The organism is Kitasatospora nipponensis (genome assembly GCF_039528135.1).
GTDB classification, from domain to species: Bacteria; Actinomycetota; Actinomycetes; order Streptomycetales; family Streptomycetaceae; genus Kitasatospora; species Kitasatospora nipponensis.
In genome coordinates this window covers 1-16,771 of the sequence record NZ_BAAALF010000182.1, presented here as the reverse complement: position 1 = coordinate 16,771, position 16,771 = coordinate 1, and the positions used below count along the sequence as shown (strand labels likewise).

Here is a 16,771-nt window from a genome sequence, read left to right as displayed (position 1 = left end):
GGCGGGGGCGCGCCGCGAGCTGCGCGCGGCGCTGGCGCTCTGGCGCGGGCCGGCGCTGGCCGACCTGCCGGACCGGGCGGGCAGCGCGGTCCGGCTGGAGGCGCAGCGGGCCGAGGCGCGCCGGCGCCGGATCGCCGCGGACCTGGCGCTGGGCCGGTCGTCCGAGGTGGCGGCGGAGCTGGCCGGGCTCTGCGCCGACGAGCCGCTGGACGAGCCGCTGCACGTGCTCTGGATCCGCGCGCTGCACCGCAGCGGGCGCACCGCGCAGGCGCTGGAGCGCTACGAGACGCTGCGCCGGGCGCTGGCCGATCAGCTGGGCACCGACCCGGGGGCGCAGCTGCGGCAGGCCTACCAGGAGCTGCTGGCCGGCGAGGCACCGGCCGCCGTGCCCGAGCCCTCGCCCGCGTCCTCGCCCGTCGCACCACCGGCGACGGGGACGACGGCAGCACCCGCGGTCGTCCCCGCCACCGCCGCCCGCACCACCCCCGGCCCCGGGGCCCCGCGCGCCGGCCCGGCGCAGCCGTCCGGCCCGGTCGGCAACCTGCGACCGCGGCTGACCAGCTTCGTCGGCCGCGAGCAGGACCTCGGCGCGCTCGCCGACCTGCTCGGCTCGGCCCGCCTGATCACCCTGATCGGCCCCGGCGGCTCCGGCAAGACCCGGCTCTCGGTGGAGGTCGGGCAGTCGCCGGCCGCCGCGACCGCCTGGCCGGACGGTGTCTGGCAGGCCGAGCTCGCGCCGCTGCGCAGCGCGGCCGCGGTGCCGGCCGCCGTCCTGTCCGCCCTCGGCCTGCGCGGCACGGTGCTGCACCCGGCCACGATGGGCGACTTGACCGAGCCCCGCAGCGAGGACCCGGTGCGCCGGATCGTCGAGCACTGCGGGCGCGCCCGGATGCTGCTGGTGCTCGACAACTGCGAGCACCTGATCCAGGCGGCCGCCGAGCTGGCCGACCGGTTGCTCGCCGAGTGCCCGCAGTTGAGCATCCTGGCGACCAGCCGTGAACCGCTCGGGGTACCGGGCGAGGCGGTCCTGCCGGTCGAGCCGCTGCCGGTCCCGATAGCGGTGCGCCTGTTCGCCGAGCGCGGCGCCGCCGCCCGTCCCGGCTTCGACCCGGCCGACGACCCGGAGGCCAGCGCGGAGATCTGCCGCCGGCTGGACGGCCTGCCGCTGGCCATCGAGCTGGCGGCCGCCCGGCTGCGCGCGATGACGCCCCGCCAGCTGGCCGACCGGCTCGACGGGCGGTTCGCGCTGCTGACCGGCGGCAGCCGGGTGCTGCTGCCGCGCCAGCAGACGCTGCGCGCGGTGGTGGACTGGAGCTGGGAGCTGCTGGACTGGCGCGAGCGCGCCCTGCTGCGCCGGCTGTCGGTCTTCGCCGGCGGGTGGACGCTGGAGGACGCCGAGCAGGTCTGCGCGGACGACGCGCTGCTCCCGGGCGGCGAGGTGGCCGAGCTGCTCCTGTCGCTGGTCGACAAGTCGCTCCTGGTGGCCGGCCTGGACCAGCCGGGTCCGCCGCGCTACCGGATGCTGGAGACCATCCACGAGTACGCCGTCGAGCGGCTCGCCGAGGCCGGCGAGGAGTGGGTCGCGGTCCGCCACCGCGAGCACTTCCGGGAACTGGCCCGCACCGCCGAGCTCGACATGCACGGGCACCGTCAGGTGCACTGGATCGGCGTGCTGGAGCGCGAGCGTGACAACATCCGGGTGGCGCTGCGGCACGCGGTGGACGCCGGGGCGGAACAGGACGCGGTGGTGCTGGTCCTGGGCATGGCCTGGTTCTGGGTGCTGCGCGACTACCGGGCCGAGGCGCGGGAGTGGATCGACCGGGTCTGCGCGATGGCCGAGGACCCGTACGCGGACGGCGCCCCCGTGGCGCAGCCGCTCGAGCGCGGGCCGCTGGAGTACCCGCTGCCCTGGCCCGGGCCGGTCGCCGAGGAGGCCCGCCGGCAGCTCTGGCTCTACCAGTTGATCTCCCGCTTCGAGACCAACATGGACGTGATCGGCGACGAGGCCCAGCGCGAGCGGGCGCCGCGGATCCTGGCGGCCTACCACCCCGACCTGCCGCAGTCCTACAGCTACCCGCCGCTGCTGCGGATCTTCGCCGCCTTCCTGTCGGGGCAGCCCGACGCGATGATCGGGCTGATCGACCAGGCGGTGGACGGTTGCCGCCGTCACGGCCGGCCGAGCGAGCTGGCCTGGGTGCTGCAACTGCGGGCCAAGATGTCCAACGACCGGGTGGGCGGACTGGCCCAGGCCCGGCTGGACGGCGACGAGTCCTTCGCCATCTACGAGCGGCTCGGGGACAGTTGGGGCATGTCGGAGGCGCTCGCCGCCCAGGCCGAGACGGCCGGCTTCTGCGGTGACGCGGCCACCGCGGCCGCCGCCTACCGGCGGGCCATCGAACTCGCGGTGGAGCTCGGCGCCCCGCAGGAGATCCCGCTGCTCCAGATCCGGCTCGGCGAGGCGCTGCTGGAGACCGAGCCGGTGGAGGGCGAGCGGCTCATCAGGCAGGCCCTCGGCCGGGCGGGGACGGCCGGTCAGCAGGCCGAGGGGACGCTGATCTACGGGCACATGGTGCTCAGCGGTCTCTACTCGCACCGCGGCGAACACGAGGCCGCCCGACACCAGTTGACGCTGCTCGCGGCGTCCCGGGGGAAGTTCGGGCCGGTGGTGCCGCAGATCTTCGACGGGATGCTGGCCTGCGCGGAGGCGCTGGTGATGGCCCGCTGCGGCGAGGTGGACGAGGGCGTGCGGCGGCTCGGTGAGGGGCTGCGGGTCCTGCGCGAGATCCCGGCCGGCGCCATGATCTTCGCCGAGCACGTGACGCTGATGATGCTGCCGGTGGCGACCGGCGTCATGGTGATCCGCGCGCAGCGCGACCAGGACCGCGAGCTGTCCCACCGGATCGGCCTGCTCGCCGGGGCGCACACCGCGCGCACCGGGGTGCAGGGCTCCTACCTGGACCGGCACGAGCGGGCCGCCCGGGAGCAGGCGCTGATCGGGTTGCTGGGCCGGCCGCGGTACGAGCGCGCGTGCGAGCAGGGCCACGAACTCTCCTGGGAGGAGGTCGTGGCCCTGCTCGCGGAGCTGACCGACTGAGCCCCGGGGGGCTGCCCTGGCCGGCTGCCCGGGCGGCCGGTCCGGCCCGGTCCGGCCCGGCGGTTCAGGTCCGCTTGCGGAAGCGGGCCACCGCCAGCGGCGCGGTGACGGCGGTGAGGCCGACCGACCAGATCAGCACCAGGGTCACCGAGTGGGCCACCGGTCCGCCGTTGATCAGGTTGCGGCAGGCGTCGGCCAGTGAGGAGAGCGGGTTGTAGCGGGTGAAGGTCTGCAGCCAGCCCGGCATGGTGCTGGTCGGCGCGAAGATCGAACTGCCGAACTGCAGCGGCATCATCACCAGCATCGAGATCCCCTGGACGGCCTGGGCGCTGCGCATCACCAGGCCCAGCAGCATGGAGACCCAGACCAGCGACATCCCGAAGAGCAGCGAGAGCCCGACGGCCTCCAGCATGCCGAGCACGCCGGTCTTCAGCTGGAAGCCCAGCAGCAGCGCGAAGCCGATCAGGATCGCGAAGGAGAGCAGCCCGCGGCACGCCTCGGCGATCATCTTGCCGATCAGGACGGCCGAGCGGGCGATCGGCAGGGTGCGGAAGCGGTCCATCACCCCGGTCTGGAAGTCGGAGTTCAGGCCGGTGCCGACCGCCATGGCCAGGTTCATCCCGGTGGTGCCGAGCAGGCCCGGGATGAGCATCTGCTTGTAGTCCTGCTGGCTGCCGGAGATGGCGCCGCCGAAGACGTAGACGAAGAGCAGCGTGAAGACGATCGGCATCAGGATGGCGTCGAACATCGACTCCGGGTCGGCCTTGATCCGCATCAGGTTGCGCCGGGTCAGCGCGCCGACGTGCCGCAGGTGGCTGCGCAGGCTGGTGCGGCCGTCCGCCGACGGGTAGGCGACGGGGCTGCCGGGCGGGCCGGCCTTGCGGCCGGTGCCGCTGTCGGGGCTCAGGGTGGCGGTGCTCATCGCTGGGTCTCCTCGTCGGCCGAGCCGGCACCGCTGCCGGTCAGGGAACTGGTGGGCTGCCCGGTGATGGCGAGGAAGACCTCGTCCAGGCTGGGCGTCTTGGTGTCGATGGCGGCGATGCCGAAGCCCCGGGTGCCCAGCACGCCGATGACCGCGGTCAGTTGGTCCTCGCCGGTGATCGCCACGGCGAGCAGGCCGGTGTCGGCGGAGGCGGTGGCCCCGGTGATGCCGCTCTCGGCCAGGCAGCGGGCCATCTCGGACAGCTCGCCCGGGTGGGTCGGGCGGATCTGCAGCATGCGGCCGCCGACCTGGGCCTTGAGGCCCTCCACCGAGCCGTTGGCGATCACCCGGCCGCGGTCGATCACGGTCAGGTCGGAGGCGAGCTGCTCGGCCTCCTCCATGTACTGGGTGGTGAGCAGCACCGTGGCGCCCTCGGCCACCATCCGCTGCACCTCCTCCCAGACCTCGTTGCGGGTGCGCGGGTCCAGACCGGTGGTGGGCTCGTCCAGGTAGAGCACCTTGGGCCGGCCGATCATGCTGGCCGCCAGGTCCAGGCGCCGGCGCATCCCGCCGGAGTAGGTCTTGGCCGGCCGGCCGGCGGCCTCGGTGAGCGAGAAGCGCTCCAGCAGCTCGCCGGCGCGGGCCTTGGCCTCCCGGCCCGACAGGTCGAGCAGGCGGCCGATCAGGTAGAGGTTCTCGTAGCCGGAGAGCAGCTCGTCCACCGAGGCGTACTGGCCGGTCAGGCCGATCGTGCGGCGCAGCTGCCGGGGCTGGCGCAGCACGTCGTAGCCGCCGACCACGGCGGTGCCGGCGTCCGGCTTGATCAGGGTGGAGAGCACCCGGATCAGGGTGGTCTTGCCGGCTCCGTTGGGGCCCAGCACGCCCAGCACGGTGCCCTGGCGGACGGTGAGGTCGACCCCGTCCAGGGCCTTGGTCTCGCCGAAGTGCTTGACGATCCCGCGCGCCTCGACGGCATGGGGCGAGCTGCTGCGGGCGGCGTGGGTCTGCCCCCGGTCGTTCGGGGCGGTGGCGGTCTGTGTCATGCCCCCAGAGTGTCCGCTCGCCCTGTCAGCGCGCCGTCAGCCGGCCCTCGCCGCCGCGGGGCCGCTGTCACGTCACCGTCGGGGCGCTGTCACGGCGCTGTCAGGTCCATCCGGCCCGTCGAGCGGCGGAAGCCGATCCGCTCGTAACGGGCCCGGGCCGGGTTGCCCTCGGTGACGGTGAGCCCGATGGACGGCGCGCCGCCGTCGGCGGCCACCGCCAGGACGCGGCGCAGCAGCGCGGTGCCCAGGCCCGCGGTGCGCGGTCCGGGCAGCCGCAGCAGCTGGGTGATCCAGGGGCCCGCGGTGGTGGCGCTGACCACTACCGCGGCCACCGGCCCGTCCTCGCCGCAGACGGCGGCGCTGCCGGGCAGCGGCGGCCCGGCCAGCTCGCCCGTCCACAGGCCGCGGAAGGTCTCCACCAGCTCCCGCTCGCCGTGCGGGAGCGCTCCCTCACGGGCGGGCGGGTGGTCGGGGTGGCCGACCGGGTAGGCGGCCAGCACGACGGGGTCCAGCTGCGGGGCGGGTACCGCGGCGACCGGCAGCAGCGTCAGGCCCTGGGCCAACCGCGGTGTGCGCCAGGAGGGTTCGGGTGGGACGGCGATCAGGTCCCACTGGTAGACGTGCCCGTGGCGGGTCAGTCGGGCGCCGGCGGCCAGCAGCGCGCGGCCCAACTCCTCGTCGCAGCTGAGCGACCAGCCCGGCAGCGTGCGCAGCACCAGCTCGGCGGCGCCCGCCCCGGCGCCCTGTTCGTGCCGCAGGTCGGCCGCCCTCCGCCGCCCGCGATCCAGGTAACTGACCTGCGCGGACTCGTCCTTGAGTATGGTGCGGATGCCATCGGTCATGTCGACATGATGGCAGGGCGGCCGCCCGGTTGCCGGGGGCCGCCCTGAACTCGTGAAGGGGTGTGCCGTTCCCGCCCGGTGGGGCCCCCGCAGGGGAGGGGGCCGCCGGGCGGGCGGGCGTCACGTGAAGCTGTGCTCCGCGGCGGGGAAGGCGCCGTCGCGGACCTCGGCGGCGAACTCCCGTGCCGCGTCGCCCAGGACGCCGCGCAGGTTCGCGTACTGCTTGACGAACTTCGGCACCCGGCCGGCCGTCATACCCGCCATGTCGGTCCAGACCAGCACCTGGGCGTCGCAGCCGACCCCGGCGCCGATGCCGACCGTCGGGATGGTCAGCGACTCGGTGACGTGCGCGGCCAGTTCGGCCGGCACGGCCTCCAGCACCACGGCGAAGGCGCCGGCCTGCTGGACGGCCTTGGCGTCGCGCTGCAGCTTGTGCGAGGCCTCGTCGCCGCGGCCCTGGACGGGGTAGCCGCCCAGCGCGTGCACCGACTGCGGGGTCAGGCCGACGTGCGCCATCACCGGCACACCCGCCTCGACCAGCAGCTCGATGGTGCGGGCGCTGCGCTCGCCGCCCTCCAGCTTGACCGCGCCGACGCCGGCCTCCTTCATCAGCCGGGCGGCGTTGCGCAGGGCCTGGGCGGGGGACTCCTGGTAGGAGCCGAACGGCAGGTCGGCCACCACCAGCGCGCGCTCGGTGCCGCGCACCACGGCCGCGGAGAGCATCGTCATCTGGTCCATGGTGACCGGCACGGTGGTCTCGTAGCCGAGGTGGCAGTTGCCGGCCGAGTCGCCGACCAGCAGGACCGGGATACCGGCCTCGTCGAAGACCCCGGCGGTCAGCGCGTCGTAGGCGGTGAGCATGGCCCACCGCTCGCCGCGCTGCTTGGCGGCGGCCAGGTCGCGGACGGTGACGCGGCGGTTGGTGACCCCGCCGTAGAGGGTGCTGCCCTGGCTCGCGGGCGCCGTCGTGGTCGCCGGCGCCTGGGCAGCCGAAAGCGAAGAAGCGTTCATGGAACAGGCTCCTGAAGGGTTGTCGTCTCGTGGCGCCGTGCGGCGTCCCCGGATCCCTCCCATGCTTGCACGGCCCGCGCGCGCCGCAAAGACCCGGGGCGCACTCGCCCGCGGCGCGGCGCGGCGCCGTCGGGAGGCGTCGTCGGGAGGCGTGAGCGAAGGACTTTGCCGGGGTTTTGCGATACGGCCCCGTCTCGTATCGAATCAGGGGGTACATTGATGGCACAGGGGGTTTCGAGACGGCAGCGTCTCGTTGATACCGGTTCGCTCGTCGGCACGACCGGCCGGCTCCCGCCAACACGCCGCCAGCACCTTCGTCACGACGGGAAGACCAGCATGACCACCGCAGTCACCGGCGCCGCACCACGTGTGCCGGAAGCCGTCCACCGCCGCCGCTGGGCGATCCTCGGCACGCTGATCCTGGCGCTGCTCGTCGTCGTCCTCGACAACTCGATCCTGAACGTCGCGATGAAGACGATCGCGACGCCGGCCCCGATCGGCCTGGGCGCCACCCAGAGCGACCTCGAGTGGGCGATCAACTCCTACACCCTGGTCTTCGCCGGCCTGCTCTTCACCTCCGGCCTGCTGGGCGACCGCTTCGGGCGCAAGAAGGCGCTGCTGGCGGGCATGTTCGTGTTCGGCCTCGGCTCGCTGCTCTCGGCGATGGCCTCCAGCCCCGGTGAGCTGATCACCTTCCGGGCCGTGATGGGCCTGGGCGGCGCCTTCGTGATGCCCGCCACGCTGGCGATCATCATGAACGTCTTCGAGCGGCACGAGCAGCCCAAGGCGATCGGTATCTGGGCCGGCGCGGTGGGCCTGGCGATCGCGATCGGCCCGATCACCGGCGGCCTGCTGATCGAGCACTTCTGGTGGGGTTCGGTCTTCCTGGTCAACGTGCCGATCGTGATCGTCGCGCTGGTGGCGATGTTCCTGCTGGTCCCGGACTCCAAGGACCCCAAGCCCGGCAAGCTCGACCCGGTCGGCGTGCTGCTGTCGATCATCGGCCTGGTGGCGCTGATCTACGGCATCATCAAGGGCGGCGAGCTGGCCGACTTCACCGCGCCGGGCGCCTGGGTTCCGGTGCTGGTGGGCGTGCTCGCGCTGACCGCCTTCGTCCTCTACGAGAAGCGGATCAGCCACCCGGCGCTGGACGTCAGCTGGTTCCGCAACCGGGTCTTCTCCACCTCGGTGACGGTCATCGGGCTGGTCTTCTTCGCGCTGATGGGCGTCTCGTTCTTCGGCGTCTTCTACACCCAGGGCGTGCGCGGCTACAGCGCGCTGACCTCCGGCGCGCTGATGCTGCCGCTGGCCGTGGCGCAGATGCTCTTCGCGCCGCGGGCCCGCCTGGTGGTCGACCGGTTCGGCGTGCGGGCCACCTGCGCGGGCGGCATGGCGCTGATCGTGGTCGGCTTCCTCGGCTACCTGCTGCTCGACCAGACCACGCCGATCTGGGTGCTGGAGGTGATCGGGTTCGTGATGGGCGCCGGCATGGCGCACGTGATGCCGCCGGTGACCGTCTCGATCATGGGCTCGCTGCCGCGCGAGAAGGCCGGCGCCGGCTCCGCGATCAACAACACCTTCCGCCAGGTCGGCGGCTCGCTGGGGATCGCGGTGCTCGGCGCGGTGCTCTCCACCGTCTACCGCGACGGGATCTCCGACAAGCTGCCGCCCGCCGTGCGCGACAAGGCCGGCGAGTCGCTGGAGGCCACCCTCACGCTGGCCGGCCAGCAGGGCGCGAAGGGCGCGGCGCTGGTGCAGCCCGCCTTCGACTCCTTCATCCACGCCATGCACGTGGTGGCGGGCCTGTCGGCGGGCGTGACCCTGCTCGGCGCGCTGATGGCCTGGTTCTTCCTGCCCGCCAAGGCGGTGGCCGCACCGGGTGCCCCCGGCGGTCCCGGCGCGCCCGTGGCCCAGGGGGCGCGCGGCGCCGACGCGCGCGGGGCCGGTGCCCCGCTGGCCGGTGCGCAGGCCGAGGACGCCCGGCCCGCCGCGGCCGGCGGACCGCTGCGGGCCGTCCGGTCCACCGAGTCCTGAGCCCCGCGATGGAGAATGGGCCTGTGGACACCAAGCACCAGCCCTCACCCACCGCCCCCGCCGCGGCGCCGCTCTGTGCGGGGCCGGGGGGGGGGGGGGGGCGGGCCGGGGGGGGGGGGGGGGGGATCTACGCCGCCGTCGAGCAGTTGATGACGGACGGGGCGAGCCTGGCGGAGCTGACCATCGAGGGCATCGCGCAGGCCGCCGGGGTGGGCAAGGCGACCATCTACCGGCGCTGGCCCAACAAGGACGCGCTGCTGGTCGACGTGCTGGAGCGGCTGGACGACCCCGAGCCGCAGCTCACCGGCGCCAGCGCCCGCGAGGACATGGTGCAGATCGTCGAGTACATGCGCCGGCGCGGCCTGGCCAAGCGCTCCCGGTGGCTGCTGCGGATCGCCTTCAGCCAGATGCAGTCACTGCCCGCGCTGCGCGAGGTCTACTACGAACGGGTGATCAACCGCCGTCGCCGGGTCATCGGCATGGTGGTCGAGCGGGGCATCGCCAGCGGCGAGTTCCGCGGCGACATCGACCCGGAGCTGCTGGGCGAGATGTTCGCGGCCCCCATGCTGCTGCGCAGCGTGCTCTGGGACGACAGTCCGCTGGACGACCCGATGCTGCCCGTCACCATCGTCGACCGCCTGCTGGAGGGCCTGGGCGGCCCCGGGCCGGCGGGGGCGGTGCCGGCGGGCGGCGCCGCGCCCGCGCGTGGTGTCTCTCACACGGTGGGCGCCCAGCCGACGGCCTGACGCCGGAACCCTGCGTGAGCGAAGTTGCGTCTGTCCCGTCATAGGCTGAGTCGCGAATCCGTCCATTGCGGTCGAATTCCGACGTGGCAGGACCAGAGGCACCACGACCGGCAGGGGGTCACCGTATGACGCAGGCCGACGCGCCATGGGCACCGGCGGACGGCGAGCCGCCGGCCCCCGAGGTCCCGCCGGCTCCCGAGGTCCGGCCGACTGCCGAGGTCCCGCCGGTCGCCGGGGTTGCGCCGGTCTCCACCGTCCCGCCGACCGCGCGGCGCCGGCTGCTCGAGCGGGCCCGGGAGCGGTGGGGGCGCGACCACCGGGGCAGCGGCCCCTGGCGGCGCGGCTGGGTGAGCGCCGCGCTGGCCGTGCTCACCGCCCTGCTGCTGGCGCTGCACCGGCAGGTCCCCAACGACTACGGCAACGTCGGCAGCCTGCTGGAGACCTTCCTGCCCTGGCTGGGCCTGGCGGTCCCGCTGCTGCTGGTGGCCGCGCTGCTGCGCCGCTCGGCCACCGCGCTGGTGGCGCTGCTGCTGCCGGTGGTGGTCTGGGTGAACCTCTTCGGCGGGCTGCTGGGTGACAAGAGCAGCGGCAAGGGCGACTTCACGGTGCTGACGCACAACGTCGCCGCCGCCAACACCGACCCGGCCGCGACCGCCCGGCTGGTGGCCGGCTCCGGCGCGCAGATCGTCGCCCTGGAGGAGCTGACCGGCAGCGCGCTGCCGCTCTACACCGCCGGGCTGGCGGCCGCCTACCCCTACCACGTGGTGGAGGGCACGGTCGGGCTCTGGTCGAAGTACCCGATCAGCGACACCCGGGTGGTGGACATCAGGATCGGCTGGACCCGGGCCTTCCGCAGCCAGGTGACCACCCCGCAGGGCCCGCTGGCGGTGTACGTGGCGCACCTGCCCTCCGTCCGGGTCAAGTTCGACAGCGGCTTCACAGCGGGTCAGCGCGACGTCAGCGCCCAGGCGCTGGGCGACGCCGTGCAGGCCGAGCCGCTGCGGAAGGTGCTGCTGCTGGGCGACCTGAACGGCACCATGAACGACCGCAGCCTGGCCCCCGTCACCTCGCAGCTGCGCTCGGCCCAGGGCACGGCCGGCTCCGGCTTCGGCTTCAGCTGGCCGGCCGACTTCCCGATGGCGCGGATCGACCAGATCATGAGCCGCGGGCTGAAGCCCACCGACTCCTGGGTGCTGGCGGCCGACGGCAGCGACCACCGGGCGATCGCCGCCGGCTTCCGCTACAACCGCTGACGGCGCAACGTCGAAGGCGCGCCCTAGCCGCGGCGCCAGCCGTTGGTGATGGGCAGCCGGCGGTCGCGCCCGAAGTTCTTGGGCGAGACCTTGGGACCCGGCGGGTACTGGCGCCGCTTGTACTCGGCGGTGTCCACCAGCCGCACCACCCGGTCCACCACCGCCGCCTCGAAGCCCCGCGCCACGATGGTGTCGCGGCCCTGGTCGCCCTCGATGTAGGCGGCCAGGACCGCGTCCAGCAGGTCGTAGTCGGGCAGCGAGTCGGCGTCCACCTGGCCCGGGCGCAGCTCGGCGCTCGGCGGCTTGAGGATGGTGTTCTCCGGGATCGGCGGGGTCTGGCCCAGCTCGGCGGCCGCCTCGTTGCGCCAGCGGGCGAGCCGGAAGACCAGCGACTTGTAGACGTCCTTGATCGGCCCGTAGGCGCCCACCGAGTCGCCGTACAGCGTCGAGTAACCGACCGCCAGCTCGCTCTTGTTGCCGGGGGCCAGCACCAGGTGGCCCTCCTGGTTGGAGATCGCCATCAGCAGCGTGCCGCGCAGCCGGGACTGCAGGTTCTCCTCGGCCAGCCCGGTCAGGCCCAGCGCGTCCATGTACGCGTCGAACATCGGCGCGATCGGCACCGTGCGCAGGTGCAGCCCGGTGCGGCGGGCCATTTCGGCGGCGTCGTCGCGCGAGTGCTGGGAGGAGTAGCGGCTGGGCATCGAGACGCCGTGCACGTTCTCGGCTCCGATCGCGTCCACCGCGACGGCCGCCACCAGCGCCGAGTCGATCCCGCCGGAGAGGCCGATCAGCACCGACGTGAAGCCGTTCTTGCGCACGTAGGCCCGGGTGCCGCAGACCAGGGCCGCGTACACCTCCGCCTCGTCCGCCAGCCGCGGCGCGATCGGGGACGTCAGCGGCTCGGCCGGCGGCTCGACCTCCGTGCCGCCCAGCTCGGCGCGGACCAGGTGCAGCCCGTCGCTGAGCAGCAGCCCGTCGGTGTGGTCGCTGCTGGCGGCCGGCAGCTCCAGGTCGAGCACGACCAGGCTCTCCTCGAACTGCGGCGCGCGCGCCAGCACCCGGCCGGCCGCGTCCACCACCAGCGAGTCGCCGTCGAAGACCAGCTCGTCCTGCGCGCCGACCATGTTCAGGTACGCGAGCGTGCAGCCGGCCTCGGCGGCCCGGCGCCGGACCAGGTCGAGCCGCTGGTCGTCCTTGTCGCGCTCGTACGGCGAGCCGTTGATCACCAGCAGCAGGCCGGCCTCGATCTCGCGGGCCGCGCTCACCCGTCCGCCGTCCTGCCAGATGTCCTCGCAGATGGCCAGCGCCACGTCCACGCCGTCCAGGCGCACCACGACCAGCTGGTCGCCCGGCACGAAGTGGCGGAACTCGTCGAAGACGCCGTAGTTGGGCAGGTGGTGCTTGGCGAAGCGGGTGACCACCCGCCCGCGGTGCAGCACCGCCGCGCAGTTCTGCGGCGACCCGGCGGGCCGGCCGAGCTTCGCCGAGGCGTGCTGCGAGCGCCCGAGGTACCCCAGCACCACCGGCACCTCCCCGAGCCCCTCGGCGGCCAGCCGCTCGGCGAGCTCCGGCAGCGCGGCCCGTGAGGCCTCGACGAACGAGGTGCGCAGCGCGAGGTCCTCGACCGGGTACCCGGTCAGCGCCATCTCGGGGAAGGCGACCAGTCGCGCACCGCGCTCGACGGCGCGCCCGGTCCAGCGCACCACCTGCTCGCTGTTGTGCGCGATGTCGCCGACGGACGGGTCGAACTGGCTCATGGCCAGGCGGAGACTGGGCATGACGCCAGTCTAATCGTCTAACTGACGTTATGGGGGGTCGGGGGGTGGCCTCCTGCGCCCGCGCGGGCCGTTCGCGCCGCGTTCCCCTCCCGTTCCGGCCGCCCTGGCTGCCCCGAGGGGCGGCGGATCCGCGATGATGGGACCAGTCGCGCGTCTGTCCTCCCCAGGGTGTCCGCGAGCGGCCCGTTTGCGTAACACGAACGTAAAGAGCAGAGGTGAGACTGTCCCCATGGGCAAGCAGCAGGAGTTCGTGCTTCGTACGCTCGAAGAGCGTGACATCCGGTTCGTCCGGCTGTGGTTCACCGACGTGCTCGGGTTCCTCAAGTCGGTGGCCGTGGCCCCGGCGGAACTGGAGCAGGCCTTCGAGGAGGGCATCGGTTTCGACGGTTCGGCGATCGAGGGCTTCGCCCGGGTCTACGAGTCGGACATGATCGCCAAGCCGGACCCGACGACCTTCCAGATACTGCCCTGGCGCTCGGAGACCCCCGGCACGGCGCGGATGTTCTGCGACATCCTGATGCCCGACGGCTCGCCCTCGTACGCCGACCCGCGCTTCGTCCTCAAGCGCACGCTGGAGAAGGCCTCCGCTCTGGGGTTCACCTTCTACACGCACCCGGAGATCGAGTTCTTCCTGCTCAAGAACCTCCCGGGCGACGGCACCGCCCCCATCCCCGCCGACCAGTCCGGCTACTTCGACCACACCCCGCGCGGGGTGGGCCACGACTTCCGCCGCCAGGCGATCACCATGCTGGAGTCGATGGGCATCTCGGTCGAGTTCTCGCACCACGAGGGCGCCCCCGGCCAGCAGGAGATCGACCTGCGCTACGCCGACGCGCTCTCCACCGCGGACAACATCATGACCTTCCGCCTGGTCATGAAGGAGGTCGCGCTGGAGCAGGGCGTGCACGCCAGCTTCATGCCCAAGCCCTTCTCAGAGCACCCCGGTTCGGGCATGCACACCCACCTCTCGCTCTTCGAGGGCGACCGCAACGCCTTCCACGAGTCCGGCGCCGAGTTCCAGCTCTCCAAGGTCGGCCGCTCCTTCATCGCCGGCCTGCTGCGGCACGCCGCCGAGACCGCCGCGGTCACCAACCAGTGGGTCAACTCCTACAAGCGCATCTGGGGCGGTTCCCAGCGCACCGCCGGCGCCGGCGGCGAGGCCCCCTCGTACATCTGCTGGGGCCACAACAACCGGTCCGCGCTGATCCGGGTCCCGATGTACAAGCCCGGCAAGCAGGGCTCCACCCGCGTCGAGGTCCGCTCCCTGGACACCGGCTGCAACCCCTACCTCGCCTACGCGGTCACCCTGGCCGCCGGCCTCAAGGGCATCGAGGAGGGCTACGAGCTCCCGCCCGGCGCCGACGACGACGTCTGGGCGCTGTCCGACGCCGAGCGCCGCGCCATGGGCATCCAGCCGATGCCGCAGAACCTGGGCGAGGCCATCGACCTGATGCAGCGCAGCGAACTGGTCGCCGAGACCCTGGGCGAGCACGTCTTCGACTTCTTCCTGCGCAACAAGCGCCAGGAGTGGGAGGAGTACCGCTCCGAGGTCACCCCCTTCGAGCTCCGCAAGAACCTCCAGGTCCTGTAGCGGCACGTCAGGGCACCGACCAGGGCGGGTGAACGCCCGGGCGCAGCGGATCCTCCCCGCTGTCCCGGGGCCGGTTCACCCGCCCTGGGCCGTCCGGGGGCCGCCCCGCGGGGTGAGGTGTGCGGGGGGTCGCGGGGCGGGAGGGGAGAAGGGCCGTCGGGCGGGGCACAGTCTGTTCAGCGGTTCGTCGCACGATCCGTCACCGAGCGAACACGTAGGCTACGAACAGGCGTCCGCGAACCGCGCGGAGGTCGCAGGAGGAGGCTCGATGACCGCCGCCGGCAGCCGCGTCAGCAGGCCGGAGAACCGGCTGGTGCGCCGGGGCTTCACCGATCCGGAGGCGGCGGTGCGCCGGCTCGCCGCGCCCGCGCTGCACGGCCTGGCCGACGATCCGATCCTGCTCGACGCGCTCGGCGCCAGCGCCGACCCGGACCTGGCGCTGCTGGGGCTGGCCCGCCTGCTGGAGGCGCTGGACGAGACCGAGCGGCACACCCTGCGCGACACCCTGACCACCTCCAAGCCGCTGCGCGACCGACTGCTCGGGGTGCTCGGCGCCTCCGCCGCGCTCGGCGACCACCTGGCGTCGCACCCGCGCGACTGGCACGCGCTGGTCACCTTCGAGGTGCGCGACATCCACCCCGGCGAGCAGGAGTTCCGCCGCGAGCTGGAGCAGCGGGTGCACGCCGCCCAGGGGTCGGCGGCCGACGCGCTGCGGATCGGCTACCGGCGCTGCCTGCTGACCATCGCCGCCCGCGACCTGAGTGCCACCACCGACCTGGTGCAGAGCTCCGCGGAGCTGGCCGACCTGGCCGGCGCCACGCTGCGCACCGCGCTGGCGATCGCCGCCGAGCAGGACCCGCAGGCCGCCGAGGCCTGCCGGCTGGCGGTGATCGGGATGGGCAAGTGCGGCGGTCGGGAGCTGAACTACGTCTCCGACGTGGACGTCATCTTCGTGGCGGAGGCCCGCGAGGGCGTGGACGAGCACCACGCGCTGCAGGCCGCCACCCGGCTGGCCGCCCGGATGATGCGGCTCTGCTCGGACACCACCGGTGAGGGCACCATCTGGCCGGTGGACGCCAACCTGCGGCCCGAGGGCCGCAACGGGCCGCTGGTGCGCACCCTGGCCAGCCATCTGGCCTACTACCAGCGGTGGGCCAAGACCTGGGAGTTCCAGGCGCTGCTCAAGGCCCGCCCGGTGGCGGGGGACGCCGAGCTGGGCGCCGCGTACGTGGCGGCGCTGGAGCCGATGGTCTGGCAGGTCGCCGAGCGGGAGAACTTCGTCGCCGACGTGCAGCAGATGCGCCGACGGGTGATCGAGGCGATCCCGGCCACCGAGCTGGACCGCCAGCTCAAGCTGGGCCCCGGCGGCCTGCGCGACGTGGAGTTCTCGGTGCAGCTGCTCCAGTTGGTGCACGGGCGCACCGACCCGGCGCTGCGCAGCGGCAACACGCTGGAGGCCCTGGAGGCCCTCTCGGCGGGCGGTTACGTCGGGCGGGCCGACGCCGCCTCGCTGGACACCGCCTACCGGTTCCTGCGCGCGATGGAGCACCGGATCCAGCTGCACCGGCTGCGCCGCACCCACCTGGTGCCCACCGACCCGACCGACCTGCGGCGGCTGGCCCGCTCGCTGGCACCGATGATCAACGACGACACCCGGGCGGACCCGGTGGCGGCCCTGCAGCGGGAGTGGAAGCGCCACGCCCGCGAGGTGCGGCGGCTGCACGAGAAGCTCTTCTACCGGCCGCTGCTCACCGCGGTGGCGGGACTGTCCGGTGGCGAGGCACTGACCCCGGGGACGCCCGCGATGAGCCCGCAGGCCGCCGAGGAACGGCTGCAGGCGCTCGGTTTCGCCGATCCGCCGGCCGCGCTGCGCCACCTGATGGCGCTGGCCTCCGGGGTGAGCCGCAAGGCGGCCATCCAGCGCACCCTGCTGCCGGTGCTGCTGGCCTGGTTCGCCGACTCCGCCGACCCGGACGCCGGGCTGCTGGGCTTCCGGCAGGTCTCCGACGCGCTGGGCCGCACACCCTGGTACCTGCGGCTGCTGCGCGACGAGAGCGCGGCGGCCGAGCAGCTGGCCCGGATCCTGTCGGCCGGACGGCTGGCCCCCGACCTGCTGCTGCGGGCCCCCGAGGCGGTGGCGATGCTCGGCGACCCGCAGGGCCTGCGCCCGCGCGGGCGGGCCGCGCTGGAGCAGGAGATCTGCGCGGCCGTCGGCCGGGCGCCGAGTGCGGCGGCGGGGGTGGTGGCGGCCCGGTCCGTGCGCCGCCGCGAGCTCTTCCGCATCTGGGCGGCCGACCTGCTGGGCCGGCTGGGCGAGGACGAGCCGGAGCTCGGGCGGGGGCAGGGGACGGAGCCGGGGCAGCAGCGGCCGGGGCGGGCCGGGCGGGCGGGCGAGCCGGCGCCGGGCGGCGGCGAGCGCGAGCGGGTGGCCCGGGCCCTGGAGGCGGGCGCCGGCGC

Annotated in this window: 11 protein-coding genes; 6 read left to right on the top strand and 5 right to left on the bottom strand. The window is 74.0% G+C overall.

The window, feature by feature from the left end:
- Window positions 1-3,094 (top strand): ATP-binding protein (locus ABD323_RS32990; protein WP_344445734.1); only part of this gene is annotated, 3,094 nt, incomplete at its 5' end.
- 64 nt (window positions 3,095-3,158) lie between these two features.
- Here the strand turns inward: ABD323_RS32990 and ABD323_RS32985 are convergent.
- From ABD323_RS32985 to panB, 4 genes are all read right to left on the bottom strand, one after another.
- Entirely contained in the window at window positions 3,159-4,016 is an 858-nt protein-coding gene (locus ABD323_RS32985; RefSeq protein ID WP_344445733.1) for an ABC transporter permease, read from the bottom strand.
- Window positions 4,013-5,059, bottom strand: a complete 1,047-nt coding sequence (locus tag ABD323_RS32980) for an ATP-binding cassette domain-containing protein (RefSeq protein WP_344445732.1) — start codon at window positions 5,057-5,059, stop codon at window positions 4,013-4,015. Before ABD323_RS32980 ends, ABD323_RS32985 begins: the two co-directional genes overlap by 4 nt.
- An 89-nt stretch (window positions 5,060-5,148) precedes the next feature.
- Window positions 5,149-5,901 (bottom strand): GNAT family N-acetyltransferase, encoded by a 753-nt coding sequence (locus tag ABD323_RS32975; RefSeq protein ID WP_344445731.1) that lies wholly within the window; start codon window positions 5,899-5,901, stop codon window positions 5,149-5,151.
- A 120-nt stretch (window positions 5,902-6,021) separates the two neighbouring features.
- Window positions 6,022-6,912: a 3-methyl-2-oxobutanoate hydroxymethyltransferase gene (gene panB / locus ABD323_RS32970; protein WP_344445730.1), complete on the bottom strand. Its 891-nt coding sequence runs from the start codon at window positions 6,910-6,912 to the stop codon at window positions 6,022-6,024.
- 336 nt (window positions 6,913-7,248) lie between these two features.
- Here panB and ABD323_RS32965 point away from each other — a divergent pair, with 336 nt between their 5' ends.
- The 3 genes from ABD323_RS32965 (at window position 7,249) to ABD323_RS32955 (ending at window position 10,945) form a co-directional block, all read left to right on the top strand.
- Window positions 7,249-8,946 carry an MFS transporter gene (locus tag ABD323_RS32965; protein WP_344445729.1) on the top strand — a complete coding sequence of 566 codons (1,698 nt, stop codon included), beginning with the start codon at window positions 7,249-7,251 and terminating at the stop codon, window positions 8,944-8,946.
- Window positions 8,947-8,969: 23 nt separating this feature from the next.
- Window positions 8,970-9,692 carry a TetR/AcrR family transcriptional regulator gene (locus tag ABD323_RS32960; RefSeq protein WP_344445728.1) on the top strand — a complete coding sequence of 241 codons (723 nt, stop codon included), beginning with the start codon at window positions 8,970-8,972 and terminating at the stop codon, window positions 9,690-9,692.
- Between the two features lie 125 nt (window positions 9,693-9,817).
- Window positions 9,818-10,945 (top strand): endonuclease/exonuclease/phosphatase family protein, encoded by a 1,128-nt coding sequence (locus ABD323_RS32955; protein ID WP_344445727.1) that lies wholly within the window; start codon window positions 9,818-9,820, stop codon window positions 10,943-10,945.
- A gap of 23 nt (window positions 10,946-10,968) precedes the next feature.
- Here ABD323_RS32955 and ABD323_RS32950 read toward each other — a convergent pair whose 3' ends face one another.
- Window positions 10,969-12,723 (bottom strand): NAD+ synthase, encoded by a 1,755-nt coding sequence (locus tag ABD323_RS32950; RefSeq protein WP_344445726.1) that lies wholly within the window; start codon window positions 12,721-12,723, stop codon window positions 10,969-10,971.
- A 229-nt stretch (window positions 12,724-12,952) separates the two neighbouring features.
- Here ABD323_RS32950 and ABD323_RS32945 point away from each other — a divergent pair, with 229 nt between their 5' ends.
- A complete protein-coding gene (locus ABD323_RS32945; RefSeq protein WP_344445725.1) occupies window positions 12,953-14,314 on the top strand; it encodes a glutamine synthetase family protein in 1,362 nt (453 codons plus the stop codon).
- 268 nt (window positions 14,315-14,582) lie between these two features.
- On the top strand, window positions 14,583-16,771 hold a 2,189-nt coding region (locus tag ABD323_RS32940), incomplete at its 3' end, for a bifunctional [glutamine synthetase] adenylyltransferase/[glutamine synthetase]-adenylyl-L-tyrosine phosphorylase (protein ID WP_344445724.1).